The sequence below is a fragment of the Paludibaculum fermentans genome (assembly GCF_051172195.1).
Lineage (GTDB): Bacteria > Acidobacteriota > Terriglobia > Bryobacterales > Bryobacteraceae > Paludibaculum > Paludibaculum fermentans_A.
Window position 1 is genome coordinate 1,111,844 of record NZ_JBPJAQ010000002.1, and the last position, 15,071, is coordinate 1,126,914.

The window sequence follows — 15,071 nt, forward strand, 5'->3', positions numbered from 1 at the left end:
CAACGAAGTCGTTCGTATGCGGAATTATGCGGATATCGGCAACAGCCTCGTCCCGGTGGTATCGTTGTCGAAAATGCTCACCCGCCGTGCCGCCCTCGCTTCCGCCTTCGCCCCCACTGTCCTCAAGGCGGCGCCGGCCCGTCCCAACGTCATTTTCATCCTGACCGACGACCAGGGCTATGGCGACGTGTCACTGCACGGCAACCCGCACTTGCGCACCCCGAACGTGGACGCCATCGCGCAGCAGGGCGTTCAGTTCACTCGCTTCCACGTCATGCCCGTGTGCTCGCCCACCCGGTCGTGCCTCATGACTGGCCGCTATAACTACCGCACCGGCGTCGTCGATACTTACCTCGGACGCTCGATGATGCACTCCGGCGAAGTGACCGTGGCCGAGTCGCTGTCCGGCGCCGGCTATGAGACGGGCCTGTTTGGAAAATGGCACCTGGGCGACAACTACCCCCTGCGGGCGATGGATCAGGGTTTCCAGACCGCGCTGACCCTGCGCGGTGGCGGCCTCGCCCAACCCGCGTCGCCGCCCAATACCGGCTACTTCGATCCGCCGCTGGAGCTGAACGGCCGGCGCGCCCTCCGCAAGGGCTACTGCTCCGATATCTTCTTCGACGAGGCGATGCAGTTTGTCGAGAAGAACAGGCGAAAGCCTTTCTTCACCTACATCGCCACAAATGCGCCGCATACCCCGCTGGAGATCAAAGACGAGTGGGCCGAACCCTACCGCCAGGCCGGACTCGACGAGACCACTGCCCGCATCTACGGCATGGTCGCCAATCTCGACTCGAACATCGGGCGGCTGATCGACCACCTGCGCCGCCTCCGCCTGGAGCAGAACACCCTGCTGTGGTTCATGACCGACAACGGTCCGCAGCAGAAGAGGTTTAACGCCGGACTGCGCGGCCTGAAGACCACCCCCTATGAAGGCGGGATCCGCGTGCCCAGCTTCCTGCGCTGGCCGGCGAAGATTCAGCCTGGTACGAAGGACTCGCGCATTGCTGCCCACGTCGACTTCCTGCCCACCGTTCTCGACGCTTGCGGGGTGCCGTTGCCGAAAGACCGCAAGCTCGACGGCCGGTCCCTGCTGGCGCCGCCGGTCGAGCGGTCCCTGTACTTCCAGTGGCACCGAGGCGACGCTCCGGAAGCGTTCCGGAATTGCGCGGTCCTCACGGATCGCTGGAAGCTCGTCGGCACGGATAAGAAGGAACCGGAACTCTACGACCTGCCTGCCGATCCCGGCGAGCAGAACAATCTGGCCGCTGCAGAACCGGCTGTCGCCCGCGAACTCCGCTACCAGTACGACGCTTGGTTCGCCGACGTCTCGGCCGAGCGCGGCTACGCTCCGCCTCGCATTTTCGTGGGGACGCCGCACGAGAATCCGGTCATACTCTCGCGTCAGGATTGGCGGGGACCGCAGGCGTCTTGGAATGCGGACGGGTTAGGTCACTATATAATCGACGTGCGTAGTACTACAGAGTTCGTAGTTACGCTGCGATTCCCCCCTACCACCCAGGATTCGGTCGCCGTGCTCACCTGTGGGCCAATCCGGCAGGAGGTGCCCGTGCCGGCCGGTGCGGTTCAGGCTGTCTTGTCGAAAGTGGTCCTGCCCCAGGGGCCGGCGAAGATAGAGGGAAGCCTCCAACTCGCTGGCCGCCAGGTGGGCGCGCACTACATCGAGCTGCGCGCCGGCAAGTGACGGTGAACTGCACCGCTACCACCGGCTCTTTATTTCGCGGCGATGCAGCATCTCTTTCCGCAGCGCCCGCTTTTCGCGCAGCTCCTCGAGCTCGGCCCTGAGCTTGGATGACCGGACTTCTACCTTTTCGTCCGTCCACGGCATCACTTCGCGCAGGCCGGGCAGGTCCATCAGCAGCCAACCCTGCGGCAGCAGATGCAGCTCGCGGCGGGTGGTGGTGTGCCGGCCGTGGCTGTCGTCCTCTCTCACCGGTTGGGTCAATTGAACGTTCGAACCCAATAGTTGGTTCGTGATCGTGCTCTTGCCGGCGCCGGAGGAGCCCAGCAGGGCGGCCGTCTCGCCCAGTCCCAAGACTCCCCCCAGAAGGGCCGGTACATCGTCCTGCAAGGCAGAAAGGAGTACCACCTCGGCACCACGGGCCGCTTCGCGGGTGGCGATGGCGCAGGCGTCGGGTGCCGGATGTTGGTCTCGCTTATTGAGAACGATACAGGCGCGGGCGCCGCTGGTCTCCACCAGGATCAGGTAGCGCTCGAGCCGGGCGAGGTTGTAGTCGTGGTCTAAACCCATGACGATAAAAGCCAGATCGACATTGGCGGCGAGCGGTTGGGGCTCGGGCCGTTTGCCGGCGGCTTTGCGCTCGATCAGGCTTTGCCGGGGCAGGATGGCTTCTACGCAGTCGAGCGTGGAGCGAACCGCAGCCCAGTCTCCGGTTACGGGCGCGACGCCCTTTCGGGCATGACGGACCCAATGTTCTGTATCACTTAGCTGGATGAGCCAGGAGCCGTACTCCTGGCGCAGGACGCGGCCGGGCACGCAGCCGCGCAGATGCCACTCTGCGAATTGGTCAGCCCGTGCGGGTGACCAGCCATATGTGGAAAGCAATGGAGTTGTCCTCGAAACACACCGCAGGCTTCGTTAGGAATCCGTGAGAGGATTCGGCCGCTTCGAGTTAGAGGACAATGACCGACAAAGGCAAACCACAGAATATCTCATTTCACTCGGGACTGGCGATATACTATCCCTACCCAATCTTCCATGACACGCACTGTTTGCGTTATCGCTCTTCTCTGGGCGGCCGGCGCCCACGCCGCTCCGCCGCCGAAGCCGGTCGACTTCCAAAAGGAGGTGCGGCCCATCCTGTCGGATGCCTGCTTCCACTGTCACGGCAATGACAGGACGACGCGCATGGCGGGCCTGCGTCTCGACACCCGGGAAGGCGCCTTTTCCAAGCGCGCCAACGGCACAGTCATCGTTCCAAAGAGCCCCAAGACGAGTTTACTTTTGCAACGGATTAATAACCCGATTGCTGCCAAGAGGATGCCTCCAGAATATTCACATAAAACTTTATCTAGAGAACAAAAGGAGACGCTGCAGCGCTGGGTCGAACAGGGTGCCGACTGGAAGGAGCATTGGGCCTTTTCCGCGCCGGTAAAGCAGGATCCACCGCCGGTAAAGAATACCGGGTGGGTCCGTAACCCTATTGATCAGTTCGTGTTAGCGAAGCTGGAAGCCCAAGGGCTGGCTCCGGCTGCGGAGGCGAACCGGCGAACTCTCATCCGGCGGCTGGCTCTCGATCTGACGGGTCTTCCTCCAAAACCAGAGGAAGTAGAAGCATTTGTTGAAGATTCATCGCCTAACGCATACGAAAAGTTGGTAGATCGGTATCTAGCCAGTGAGCGTTGGGGCGAGCATCGGGCCCGCTACTGGCTGGATGCGGCGCGCTATGGAGATACGCATGGAATCCACATCGATAACTACCGCGAGATCTGGCCGTACCGGGATTGGGTGATTCAGGCGTTCAACGCCAACATGCCGTTCGACCGCTTCACAAAGGAGCAACTCGCGGGTGATCTGCTGCCGAATCCGACCCTGGAGCAGAAGATTGCCACCGGCTTCCAGCGCTGCAATGTCACCACCAACGAGGCCGGCATCATCATCGATGAGTACGATGCAATCTACGCGAAGGACCGGGCGGACACGATCGGCGCGGTCTACCTCGGGTTGACTGTTGGCTGTGCCACCTGCCACGACCACAAGTTCGACCCGATTCCTTCCAAGGACTTCTATGCCCTGGGGGCGTTCTTCCGCAATACGACCCAGAACATCATGGATGGCAATATCTCCGATACGCCACCGATCGTGGTTGTTCCGAAAGAGGAAGACCGGCCGCGCTGGGCTGCCATCCGCACTAGGGAAGCTTCGCTGGTTGACCAATTGACGAACCGGCGCCAGGCCCTGACGGGCAGTGCGCAGCCTGGTCCGTCGAAGGCCCGTCTGGCGGTGGAGCCCAATGGCGCTATTCAAGTGGAGTCTCAAGGAGAGCGGGTCAATGCCGCATTCAGTAAGGGGTTAACTCTCGGCGGATCGCCTTGGCCGGCGCGCACGGCCCTGCATTTCGCGCCCGGTTCGCAGTTGGAGTTACCCGGTTTGCCGTTGGACGTCAAGGATCCCTTCACGCTGAGCGCGTGGTTCTACTACCCGCACGGCGAGAGCACCTATACTATCGCCGCCCAGCTGGATACGAAGGAAAAGAACCGTGGCTGGATGCTGTTTGTCAGTGGCCGCGTGGTGGGCATGCGGTTCTATGGCGATGAGGGCAAGTCGATGGAGGTCCGCGGCGGTCATCTCGACCAAGTGATTCCGGGGACGTGGAATCACCTGGTGATGGCCTATGATGGCACTGGCGCGGCGCTGGGTGTGCGGTTTTTCTTAAATCAGAAAGAGATTGGCACTCAGCGGGATGCGGGCGATTCCATCAAGGGAAGCTTTAAGACGGAGGTGCCCCTGAGGCTAGGTAATCCGAAGCGTGACGAGGATGGCGCTATCGCCGACTTCCGGATCTTCACACAGGCCCTCTCGCTGCAGGAAGCGTCACTGCTGAATCCGGGTGAACCGGCTTCGCTGGCGCTGTTTAACCGATTGAACGAGGATCCGGCCTATCAGGCTGTATCCAAAGAACTTCATGACTTGGACATGGAGCGGCGCGCCATCCGCAAGCGGGGCGCGATCTCGCTGGTGATGGAAGAGCGGACAGACCAGAAGCCATTCGCGCATGTCCTGTATCGCGGCATGTACGATCAGCCGCGCGCCAAGGTCGACGCAAACACGCCATCGGTGCTGCCGCCCATGATTAGCAGCATGCCGCACAACCGGCTGGGGCTGGCGGAATGGCTGATGTCGCCTGACAATCCGCTCACCGCGCGGGTGACCGTCAATCGCTTCTGGCAGCAACTCTATGGCGACGGGATTGTGAAGACAGCAGAGGACTTCGGGTCGCAGGGCGAGGGTCCGGTCAACCAGCCATTGCTGGATTGGATGGCGATCGAATTCCGCGACAACGGCTGGGACGTGAAGAAGTTCTTCAAGCTACTGGTGACGTCTTCCACTTATCGCCAGGCGGCGCTGACCACGCCGGAGAAACTCGAGAAGGATCCGGAGAACCGGTTGCTGTCCCGCGGACCCCGCTACCGCATGGAAGGCGAGATGATTCGCGACTACGCGCTGGCGGCCAGCGGCCTTCTAACTCCAACAATTGGCGGGCCCAGCGTCCGGCCCTACCAACCCACCGGAGTTTGGGAAGCGGTTGCGATGAACGGCAGTAACACCAGGGATTATAAGGAGGATAGCGGCGACAAGCTCTACCGCCGCAGCCTCTACACCTTCTGGAAACGCAGCGCGCCGCCGGCCTCGATGGAGATCTTCAATGCGCCAACGCGCGAGACCTGCACGGTCAGGCGGGAGCGGACGAACACTCCGCTGCAGGCCCTGGTCACGATGAACGATGAACAGTTTGTCGAGGCGGCCCGGACGCTGGCTACGCGGGCGATGGAAAGCGCTAAAACGGATGTCGACCGGCAGCTGGCATTCGTCGCGCAGAACCTGCTCGAGCGACCGTTGAATGACAAAGAAATTACTGTTGTCAGAGCGTCATACAAGGAATTCTTAAAGTATTACGACACCAAGCCGGAGGATGCGAAGAAGCTGGTGAGCGTGGGCGCCAGCAAGGCGGATCCGGCGGTGCCGGCGGTGGAGTTGGCGGCGCTGACGATGGTGACGAACCAGCTGATGAATCTGGACGAGGTGCTGACGAAATGAACGAGATGACTCGACGGCGGTTGTTAAGCGGCGGCGCGCGCGGTTTCGGCGCCCTGGCCCTGCAGCAACTCCTCAGCGCAGATTCGGCCCGTCCACAATTGCCCAACTTTCCGCCTAAGGTGAAGCGGGCGATCTACCTGCACATGGTGGGGGCTCCGCCGCAGCAGGAGACCTTTGATTACAAGCCGACGATGAAGTCGTGGTTCGATAAGGATTTGCCGGCCTCGATCCGCCAGGGCCAGCGGTTGACCACGATGACGTCGAACCAGAGCCGGTTCCCCATTGCGCCGTCGGTGTTCAACTTCAACCAGTGCGGGCAGTCGGGCGCGTATGTCAGTGAATTGCTTCCTTACATGGGGAAGATGGCGGACGACATCGCCATCATCCGGTCGATGCACACCGAGGCGATCAACCACGAACCGGCGATGACGTTCATCCAGACCGGGTTCATGATCGCGGGCAAGCCGTGCATCGGGTCGTGGATCGCTTACGGCCTGGGGAGCATGAACCGGGACTTGCCAACATTTGTCGTTTTGAACGCAACTCATAGCAATCCAAAGGCTAACGTCCAGGCGATCTCCGCCCGGCTGTGGAGTTCAGGGTTTCTGTCGGGTCAGTATTCCGGAGTCGCGCTCCGAGCGGCGGGCGACCCGGTTTTGTACATCAATAACCCGGACGGGGTGCCGCCCGAGGTCCGGCGCCGGATGCTGGACGGCTTGGGCCAGTTAAATCAGATGGAGTTTGACCGGCTGCACGATCCGGAGACGCGGGTCCGTATCGAACAGTATGAGATGGCCTTCCGGATGCAGACGTCCGTACCTGAGCTTACCGATCTAAGTAAAGAAAGCGAAGCAACTTACAAGCTGTACGGGGACGACGCCAAGAAGCCGGGCACGTTCGCCAACAGTGTGTTGATGGCGCGCCGACTGATGGAACGGGGCGTGCGGTTCGTGCAGATCTACCATCGCGGTTGGGATGTGCACGGGAACCTGCCGGAGGTGCTGCCGTCGCAGTGCAAGGACGTCGACCAGCCCTCATACGCCCTGGTACAGGATCTGAAGCAGCGCGGCATGCTGGATGACACATTGGTGATCTGGGGCGGGGAGTTCGGGCGGACCATCTACTCCCAGGGTAAGTTGACTGACAAGGATTACGGCCGCGACCACCACCCGCGGTGCTTCAGCCTGTGGCTGGCCGGCGGCGGGATCAAGGGCGGTACGGTGCACGGCGAGACGGACGAGTTCAGCTACAACATCGTGAGGGATCCGGTGCATGTGCGTGATCTGCAAGCCACGTTATTGCAACAGTTCGGGATCAACCATGAAACCTTTACTTACAAGTACCAAGGCTTGGACCAGCGGCTAACTGGTGTGGAGAAGGCCTCGGTGGTGAAGGGCATCCTGAAGTAGCTAGTGCTCGAAGGCGACGCGATCTCCCAGGACATACACGTGGCGGAAGTGCCGGGTCGCCAGCAGGCCATCCTCGTTGTGATCTCCGGCCATGAGACCCGCCAAGGGCTCTTTGAGACGGACGAAGCCAATTTGCAGCCAGGGAATCCGGACCAGCGGGACGGAACTGCTGCCGGCATGGCTGGAGGCGACAGCTTGGCCAACATCGGTCAGGGGCAGCGGCCGTTTCGGCCAGAGGACAATCTCGGAGGCTCCGGAATCGACGATGAGGTGGAGCGTACGGCGGCCGGGCGCCATAGTTTTGACCGCCATCCGGCCGTCGATCCACTCGATTGGTACCGTCTGCCCCGCGGAGACCGGGAACGCCCCGAAGGTCACCAGGCCAGCCCGGGTGTCGATTCGGTAGGACTGACCGGCCAGGAAGCTCTGTCCCAGGATGCCATCGACGCCGTCCGGCAGCGGCCAATCACACCAAAGCACCTCGACATTGGGGACTTCGAGTCCAGGTACGGAGAGCGCGGTCTTCGCGGTGGCTGGAACGATGCGGCTGCCGGCAGCGGTGACCATCTCGACCCGGTAATCGGCTTTGAGCCGAGCGGCGGCGGCGAGGCGCGTACTGATCAAGGTGGAGCCTGCCCCGGTGTCGACGGCGAAGTGGAAAGGTCCGGCTCCGTTCAAACGAACTTCGGCGGCAGGCATTCGTTCCGCGAATCCGTACGTCCAACCACTGGCCATCAAAAGGCAGAGAACTAATTTCATGACGGCAGCGTATGGTTAGTACGCCAGGTGAGTCGTGATGGAAGGATGATGGTTTGGTGATGTTAGTGGAAAGTCTTTCTTATCAGTTCGATGACGTAGTGATCGAGACACGCGGCCACCGACTGTTACGGGGCGGCGCGGCGCTGGAAGTGGAGCCCAAGGCGTTCCGGGTGCTGGTTTACCTGGTGGAAAACCGGGGCCGTGCGGTGACCAAGGACGAGTTGGTGCAAGCGGTCTGGGCGGGGACGTTCGTTTCGGATAACGCGCTGACGAGGGTGATCGCGCAACTGAGGAAACAGCTAGGGGATACAGCCCGGGACTCGCGGGTGATTGAGACGGTGCCGACGATTGGCTACCGGTTCCTGCCGGAAGTGCGGACTGTCAGCGAGACGCCGGTCGTGCCGGTGAAGCGGATGAACCGACGGGTGCTGTTCTACCTGGCCGCCATTCCGCTGCTTGGGTTGTTCTGGTGGCTGCGCCGGGAGCAGGCGGCTCCCCTGCCGCCCCAGATGATGCAGCTCACCACTTCTACAGGTGTAGATATCTGCCCGAGTTTCTCGCCGGATGGCCGGTCTATCGCCTATTCGTCGGACCGCTCGGGCCGATTCGAGATCTATGTGAGGCCGCTGGCGCAGGGTGGGCGGGAGCTGCAGGTGACCAGTGACGGGATGCAGAATCTACAACCGTCGTGGTCGCCGGACGGGCAGTACCTGGCGTTCACATCGCAGCGGCGCGGCGGCATCGGGGTGGTGCCGGCACTGGGCGGAGTGGCGCGGATGGTGACGGATTTCGGGTCGCGGCCGGCGTGGTCGCCGGACGGCCATGAGATCGCATTCCAGTCGGAGGGGGTGTTCTCGCTCTCACCGCTGGACCTGCTGCCGAGCGGCGCGTCGACGATCTGGGTGGTGGGGGCGCAGGGTGGAGCGGCGCGGCAGTTGACAGGGCTGAACAGCGCGCCGGGCGCGCATTCAAATCCTTTGTGGATGCCGGAGGGGGCGATCCTGTTCGTGTCAACAACGCGGGTGTCGTGGCCGGAATTGTGGTCGATCGGCGCACGGGGTGGATCGGCCTCCAGGGTGAAGCTGCCGGTCCCGATGCTGGGCGCGACGGCTTATGCGGCGGGCAGCCGCACCTTATATTATGTCGGCCATGGCAAACAGGACTGGGTGAGCATTATCAAGGTGGGGTTGAGCGGCGGGGGGACGGTGGGCGAGGCGCGGCGGGTGACGGCCACTTTGGCGGGCACGATGCCGCGGGACCTGGCGGCCTCCAGGGATGGCTCGGCGCTCGCCATTTCGGTGAGCAAGCTGACGACCTCCCTGAGTGAGATTCCGGCCGGGGGCGGCGAGCCGAAGGTGCTGATGCAGGACACAAGCTTCCGGAATTCGTTCCCGGTGTTCTCGCCTGATGGGAGCAAGATCGCGTACTTTTCGAGACGGTTTGGCGAGCCGGGGGATTTCTGGCTGATGGATGCGGACGGGCGGAACGCCAGGCAGGTGACGACGCTGCCGCCGGGGGAGAGGATGCCGTCGTGGACTCCGGATGGGAAGGAGCTGGCGACCCTGTGCAAGGACGAAGGCGGGTTCAGCATGTGTTTCACATCGTTGGAGGGGGTACTGCGAAAGGTTCCGGTGGAGGGGCAGCCGAACGCCTGGGCGCGGCTCTCGCCGGATGGCCGCAGCGTGGTGACGCAAAGAACAGGCGAAGGCGGGCGGAAGAGCATCTGGGTGCAGGATCTGGCTGGCGGCGCGGCTCGCCAAATCTCGCCGAAGGACGCCTCGATCGGGTTTCCATTGTGGGCTCCGGATGGGCGTTGGGTGGTGGGGGAAGTGCATCAGGGGGAGAACACGAACCTGGTGATGGTGCCGGTGGAGGGCGGAGCTCCGGTGGTGCTGACGGAAGGGCGAGGGCACGCGTGGCCGGCCGGATGGGCTCCGGATGGAGACAGGGTGGTTTATGCGGGATTCAGGGACGGCGTGTGGAATCTATACTGGACTTCGCGGACCAGTAAAGAGACACGGCGGCTGTCGGACAACCGGTCACTGGCGGTTTATGTGCGGTATCCGACGTGGTCGCCGATTTCGGACAGGATTGTATTCGAACGGGGCGAAGTGAGGAGCAACATCTTTTTGCTGCAGGAGCGTTGAAACGGCTGCGCAACACGCCGGGGTTTCGCTAACATAAGCGGAGCGAATGGGCGTATTGGCCAGACCGAGGCGGCCCTGTTGCGGCAAGGATCCCGATGCTCGAAGTGCGAGAGCTGGTGAAAACCTTCGATAGTCCAGGCGGGGCGGTGCAGGTGTTGCGCGGCCTGAGCCTGGAGGTGGAGGATGGCGGCGGAGTGGCGGTGGTGGGCCCGGGGGGTAGCGGCAAGTCGACGCTGCTGCAGGTGGTGGGCACACTGGACCGGCCGACCAGCGGCACGGTGAAGGTGGGCGGTGTGGATCCGTTTGGATTGGACGAAGCCGGGCAGGCGAAGTTCCGGAACGAGCAGGTGGGCTTCGTATTTCAGGATCATTGCCTGCTGCCGCAGTTGACGGTGCTGGAAAACGTGATGGTGCCGTTGATGATCGGACCGGAAGACACGATGGGTCCGCAGCGGGCGCGAAAGCTGCTGGAAGAAGCGGGTTTGGCGGAGCGGCTGAACGACCGGCCGGCGGCGCTGTCAGCGGGGGAGAAGCAGCGGGCGGCGGTGGCGCGGGCGATGGTGCGGGGGCCGAAGATCCTGTTGTGCGACGAGCCGACGGGCAGCCTGGAGAGCACGGCGGCGAACGAAGTAGCGGAACTGCTGGAGAAGCTGCGCAAGGAATATGGCGTCACGCTGGTGGTGGCGACCCACAATCAGGTGATCGCGTCGAAGCTGCCCCGGCGGGTGCTGCTGACGGATGGCCGATTGTGACGCGGCTGCAGTACCTGTGGCGGTCGCTGGTGTTCTACCGGCGATCGCACCTGGCGGCAACGTTGGGCGCGGCCGCGGCGACGGCGGTGATCACGGGCGCCCTATTGACGGGGCATTCGGTGCGGCACAGCCTGGGGAGCCTGGTAACGCAGCGGCTGGGCGGGACGGAACACACGCTGACCTCGCGGGGCTACTTCCGCCACGAGGTCGCAGGACTCTTCCGGCCGGAATGGCGGAGTTGCGGTCTGGTGGCGGCGGAGGGGCGGGCGTCGCAAGGGCTGTCGGGCCGCGGCGCGGGTGTGGTGGTTTATGGGGTGGACGACTCCTTCTATCAGTTTCACGGACAGGCGGGCCATGCGCCCACGGGCGGCGAAGCGTATCTGAGCAAGGCGCTGGCGGCGGAACTGGGGGCGCGGGCAGGCAGTGCCGTTTCCGTGCTGGTGGAGCGGCCGGTGACGATTCCGCGCGAGGCTCCGCAGGGGACGAAGGACGGCACGGCGGCTGTTTTGCAGGTAAGGGTGGCGCACGGAGTGCAGCCGGAGAGCCTGGGTGATTTTTCCCTGCAGGCGGAGCAGGGCGAGGTGCGCGCGGTGTTCGTGCCGCTGGGCTGGCTGCAGTACGAGCTGGGTGTTCCCAACGAAGTGAACGTGGTGCTGCTCTCGGGGCCGCGGGGTGGGACCGAACTGGCTGCGCGGCTGAAGTCGAAGTTCCAGATGGAAGATGTCGGGCTGCGGCTGAGGCACCGGGCGTCGACGGACGAGATGGTGCTGGAGCACGAGAGCACGATCCTGGACGACCGGATGGCGGACAAGGCGATTGAGACGGCGAAGGAGCTGGGTGTACTGGCGCGGCCGTCGCTGGTGTCATGGGTGCGTACGATTGGGGTGGGCGGGCACTCGATTCCGTACTCCGCGGTAGCGGCCCTGGATGATGCCTCGATGGCGGAGATCCACGATGACAAGCCGCTGCCGAAGACGAAGAAGCCGCCGATTCTGATTAACGACTGGGCGGCGGCCGATCTGGGTGTGAAGCTGGGCGACAAGGTGACGCTGGAGTTCGCGGCAGGCGAGTCGAACTGGGCGCCGCAGCAGACGAAGGCGGAGTTTGAACTGGCGGGCGTGGTGCCGATTGCGGGGCTGGCGGCGGACCGTGACTTTATGCCGCCGGTGCCGGGGTTTACGGATCAGCCGCAGATGGTGAAGTGGGCGGCTCCGTTTGCAATGGACCGGAGACGCATCCGGCCGCGCGACCAGATGTACTGGGATTTGTACCGGACGACACCGAAGGCGTGGATTCCGCTGGAGGCGGGCCGGAAGCTGTGGGGGACGCGGTTCGGGTCATATACATCGGTGCGATTCATGCAGGACGAGCCGCAATTGAGGAACCTGCTGCGATCGGAGATCGATCCGCTGGCGGGCTTGTTCACGATCCGGGCGGTGCGGCGGCAGAGCCTGGAGGCGGCGGCGGGGTCGACCGACTTTGGCGAGTATTTCGCGTATTTCAGTTGTTTCCTGGTGTTCGCGGCGATTCTGCTGATGGTGCTGATCCTGCGGCTGGGGGTGGAGAAGCGGGACCGCGAGACGGGATTGCTGCTGGCGCTGGGCTTTCCGGCGGATTCGCTGCTGCGCCTGTTTGAAGTGGAAGGGCTGGTGGTGGTGGTGGCGGGCGTCGCGGTGGGCCTGCTGCTGGCGCCGCTGTATGCGGCCTTTATATTGACGGGTTTGAAGAACTGGTGGAACGGAGCGACGGGCACGCAGCTGCTGCATTTGAGTGTGCACGGGCGGCTGATGGCGGAGGGCGCGGTGGCCGGGGCGGCGGCGGCGGCGCTGGGCGTATGGATGTCGATGCGGAACTGGGAGGGGCTGGCTCCGAAGGCGTTCCACATTGAGGAGACGGCGGACGACAGCGCTCCGGCGTGGTTGAAGCTGGCGGGTTGGGGGACGCTGGCGGCGGCACTGGCGCTGGTGGGCCTCTCAGTGCTGCGCACGATTGGGGCGCGGACCGGCTGCTTTGCGGCGGGCGCCTGCCTGCTGGCGTCGTTGACGATCTGGATGGACTGGCTGCTGCGGCGGCCGTATCCTTCGCTGGTGGCGATTCCCGGGAAGCGGGCGTTGTTCCGGCTGGCCTTGCGCAACCTGTCGTGGAGGAGAAGGCGGACGGTGTTGAGCCTGGCGCTGATTGCTCCCTGTGCGTTTCTGCTGGTGGCGATGGAGTCGTTCCGGCAGAAGGAGACGTTGGAGGGGACGGGCGGCTATGCGCTGTATGCGGAATCGCAGGCGCCGCTGGTGTACGACGGAGGCACGCGGCAGGGGTTGGAGCAACTGGGGCTGCAGGCGGCGGGTTCGCTGCAGTGGGCGCGGTTCCGGCTGCGGCCTGGGGATGATGTGAGCGATTTGAACCTGTATATCCCGAAGGATCCGCGGATTCTGGGTGTGCCTCAGGGGTTTCTGCGATCGAATGGATTCCAGTTTACGGCGTCGACGGGCGAGTCGGCCGAAACGCAGGCGAATCCGTGGCTGCTGCTGGAATCGCAGATGAATGGGGGCACGATTCCGGCGATAGTGGACCAGAATTCCCTGGCCTATGTGTTGCACAAGAAGGTGGGGGACGAGGTGGAGGTGGCGCGGGAGGGGGCTGCGCCGCTGCGGTTGCGGCTGGTGGCGGCACTGCGGGGCAGCGTTTTCCAGAGCGAATTGCTGATCAGTGAAAAGAATTTCGTGAGGTTGTTTCCGCACGTGACGGGGTGGCGGGTATTTCTGCTGAAGGGTCCGCTGGAGGCGGCGCGTCCACTGGAGCAGGCGTTGAGTGCCTATGGGTTCGCGGTGCAACCGGCGCGGGCGCGGCTGGCGGCGTACCACCGGGTGGAGAACACGTATTTGAGTGCGTTCCAGGTGCTGGGGGTATTGGGGTTGCTGCTGGGGACGGCTGGATTGGGGGTAGTGATGATCCGCAATGTCTGGGAGCGAAGGCGGGAGTTCGCAATGTTGAGGGCGGCGGGGTATGAACCGCGGCAACTGTCGAGGATGATCCTGATGGAAACGGGCGCGGTGCTGGCGGCGGGATTGCTGGCCGGGTTCCTGAGCGCACTGGTGGCCGTGGGTCCGGCGCTGGCGGGGGAAGGGTCGGGCTGGCCGGTGATGGCGATGTTTGGGGCGCTGCTGGTGATCTTTGCCGTGGGTTTGGGGGCGGCGTGGGTGACGGCGCGGGCGGCGGTGCGGATGCCGATGGTTGGTTCGCTGCGGGCGGAATAGTAGAATTCGGGGGAGATGGCGAGCGAGTCGAGGGGCAGTGGCACTCTGGCCGAACAATCCGCGTGCGGCGTGCGTATGGAATAGAAGAGCGAGATGAGAGTAACAATCCTCCTTATTTTCATAGTTCCGCTTCTGGGCGGCCTGACTGGTTGTACTTGGCACGACCGCCGGCAGGTGCGCGACGATATGCGGCAGGCGGCGACAGAAGCGCGGGAGGCGGCGCACGAAGCGGCGCACGAGATGCGGGAAGCGGCTCGCGAAGTGAAGTCGTCTACGCGCGAGGCAAAAGAAGAGCTGGAGAAAGCGGCGAGGGAGGCGCGGATCGAGGCGCAGAAGGCGCACCGGGAAGTGCGGGATTCGGTAAGAGACGCGGCGCATCAGGCTCGGGAAGAGACGAGGGAGGCGGCGCGGCAAGCCAGGGAAGAGGCCCGGCGGGCAAGGGAAGAGGCGCGCAGGCTGCCTCGTGAACAGTAAGTCCCGTTGAGATGGCGGCGGGCTACGCTTTGCGCAGTCCGGCCATGGCCCAGGCAGCGAAGCCGAAGGCGGTGAGCAGGAAAATCGTGGGCGGCCAGATGAAGTAGTTGATGGAGATGGCCGAGAGCACGAGCAGGCCGGCGAGGTAGATGCGCGTGAGGCGGCGCAAATTGGGGCGATCTTCCTGAAGGGCTTTGGAAGCGACCAGGACGAGGGCCGCCATCATCATGGGCGTTGCCGCCACAACCAGACTGAATCCCAGATAAATACTTGTCACGCTGCGATCGACGGGGGAGCTGCCGACCATGTAATTGTTCATGGTCGTGACGAGAATGCGTGTCCTCTCGTCCGGAGGCGTGCGCCATTCTTTGAGACCCGCGATGTGTCCCAAGGTATGGGCGAGACCCATGGCAAACAGGACCCAGGCGCTAACGCGAAGAGACAGTGGAGCTTGCATCGAACCAAGGGTAGAGCAG

At 63.4% G+C, this 15,071-nt stretch carries 10 protein-coding genes; 7 read left to right on the forward strand and 3 right to left on the reverse strand.

What is annotated here, in order from left to right; genetic code table 11:
* Positions 1-16 precede the first annotated feature (16 nt).
* Complete coding sequence (locus tag ACR9Y2_RS31175; protein ID WP_435045788.1) at positions 17-1,708, forward strand: arylsulfatase; 1,692 nt, start codon at positions 17-19, stop codon at positions 1,706-1,708.
* A 15-nt stretch (positions 1,709-1,723) separates the two neighbouring features.
* On the opposite strand, the gene rsgA is transcribed toward ACR9Y2_RS31175, so the two are convergent.
* Positions 1,724-2,590 (reverse strand): GTPase RsgA, encoded by an 867-nt coding sequence (rsgA, locus tag ACR9Y2_RS31180; RefSeq protein ID WP_435045789.1) that lies wholly within the window; start codon positions 2,588-2,590, stop codon positions 1,724-1,726.
* A 153-nt stretch (positions 2,591-2,743) separates the two neighbouring features.
* On the opposite strand from rsgA, the gene ACR9Y2_RS31185 reads away from it, so the two are divergent.
* Complete coding sequence (locus ACR9Y2_RS31185) at positions 2,744-5,803, forward strand: DUF1553 domain-containing protein (protein WP_435045790.1); 3,060 nt, start codon at positions 2,744-2,746, stop codon at positions 5,801-5,803.
* Positions 5,800-7,212 carry a DUF1501 domain-containing protein gene (locus tag ACR9Y2_RS31190; RefSeq protein ID WP_435045791.1) on the forward strand — a complete coding sequence of 471 codons (1,413 nt, stop codon included), beginning with the start codon at positions 5,800-5,802 and terminating at the stop codon, positions 7,210-7,212. The genes ACR9Y2_RS31185 and ACR9Y2_RS31190 overlap by 4 nt, the downstream gene beginning before the upstream one ends.
* Here the strand turns inward: ACR9Y2_RS31190 and ACR9Y2_RS31195 are convergent, their stop codons facing one another.
* Positions 7,213-7,911 carry an aspartyl protease family protein gene (locus tag ACR9Y2_RS31195; protein ID WP_435045792.1) on the reverse strand — a complete coding sequence of 233 codons (699 nt, stop codon included), beginning with the start codon at positions 7,909-7,911 and terminating at the stop codon, positions 7,213-7,215. It lies immediately after the preceding gene.
* Between the two features lie 119 nt (positions 7,912-8,030).
* Between ACR9Y2_RS31195 and ACR9Y2_RS31200 the strand changes: the two genes are divergently transcribed.
* The 4 genes from ACR9Y2_RS31200 to ACR9Y2_RS31215 all read left to right on the forward strand — a co-directional run bounded on the left by ACR9Y2_RS31200 (position 8,031) and on the right by ACR9Y2_RS31215 (position 14,595).
* The gene (locus tag ACR9Y2_RS31200) at positions 8,031-10,118 is read left to right on the forward strand and encodes a winged helix-turn-helix domain-containing protein (RefSeq protein WP_435045793.1); all 2,088 of its coding nucleotides are present in this window, start codon (positions 8,031-8,033) and stop codon (positions 10,116-10,118) included.
* Between the two features lie 95 nt (positions 10,119-10,213).
* Positions 10,214-10,870, forward strand: a complete 657-nt coding sequence (locus ACR9Y2_RS31205; protein WP_435045794.1) for an ABC transporter ATP-binding protein — start codon at positions 10,214-10,216, stop codon at positions 10,868-10,870.
* Positions 10,867-14,121 (forward strand): FtsX-like permease family protein, encoded by a 3,255-nt coding sequence (locus ACR9Y2_RS31210; protein WP_435045795.1) that lies wholly within the window; start codon positions 10,867-10,869, stop codon positions 14,119-14,121. Before ACR9Y2_RS31205 ends, ACR9Y2_RS31210 begins: the two co-directional genes overlap by 4 nt.
* Positions 14,122-14,214: 93 nt before the next feature.
* Positions 14,215-14,595, forward strand: a complete 381-nt coding sequence (locus ACR9Y2_RS31215) for a hypothetical protein (protein ID WP_435045796.1) — start codon at positions 14,215-14,217, stop codon at positions 14,593-14,595.
* Positions 14,596-14,617: 22 nt separating this feature from the next.
* Here ACR9Y2_RS31215 and ACR9Y2_RS31220 read toward each other — a convergent pair whose 3' ends face one another.
* On the reverse strand, positions 14,618-15,052 hold the full coding sequence (locus ACR9Y2_RS31220) for an LIC_13387 family protein (RefSeq protein WP_435045797.1): 435 nt from the start codon (positions 15,050-15,052) through the stop codon (positions 14,618-14,620).
* Positions 15,053-15,071: the final 19 nt, after the last annotated feature.

Coding starts and splice junctions, on each gene's coding strand:
- ACR9Y2_RS31215 (WP_435045796.1), top strand. CDS start 14,215: ATGAGAGTAACAATCCTCCTTATTTTCATAGTTCCGCTTCTGGGCGGC.
- ACR9Y2_RS31195 (WP_435045792.1), bottom strand. CDS start 7,911: ATGCCTGCCGCCGAAGTTCGTTTGAACGGAGCCGGACCTTTCCACTTC.
- ACR9Y2_RS31220 (WP_435045797.1), bottom strand. CDS start 15,052: ATGCAAGCTCCACTGTCTCTTCGCGTTAGCGCCTGGGTCCTGTTTGCC.
- ACR9Y2_RS31185 (WP_435045790.1), top strand. CDS start 2,744: ATGACACGCACTGTTTGCGTTATCGCTCTTCTCTGGGCGGCCGGCGCC.
- ACR9Y2_RS31190 (WP_435045791.1), top strand. CDS start 5,800: ATGAACGAGATGACTCGACGGCGGTTGTTAAGCGGCGGCGCGCGCGGT.
- ACR9Y2_RS31200 (WP_435045793.1), top strand. CDS start 8,031: ATGTTAGTGGAAAGTCTTTCTTATCAGTTCGATGACGTAGTGATCGAG.
- ACR9Y2_RS31175 (WP_435045788.1), top strand. CDS start 17: ATGCGGAATTATGCGGATATCGGCAACAGCCTCGTCCCGGTGGTATCG.
- ACR9Y2_RS31205 (WP_435045794.1), top strand. CDS start 10,214: ATGCTCGAAGTGCGAGAGCTGGTGAAAACCTTCGATAGTCCAGGCGGG.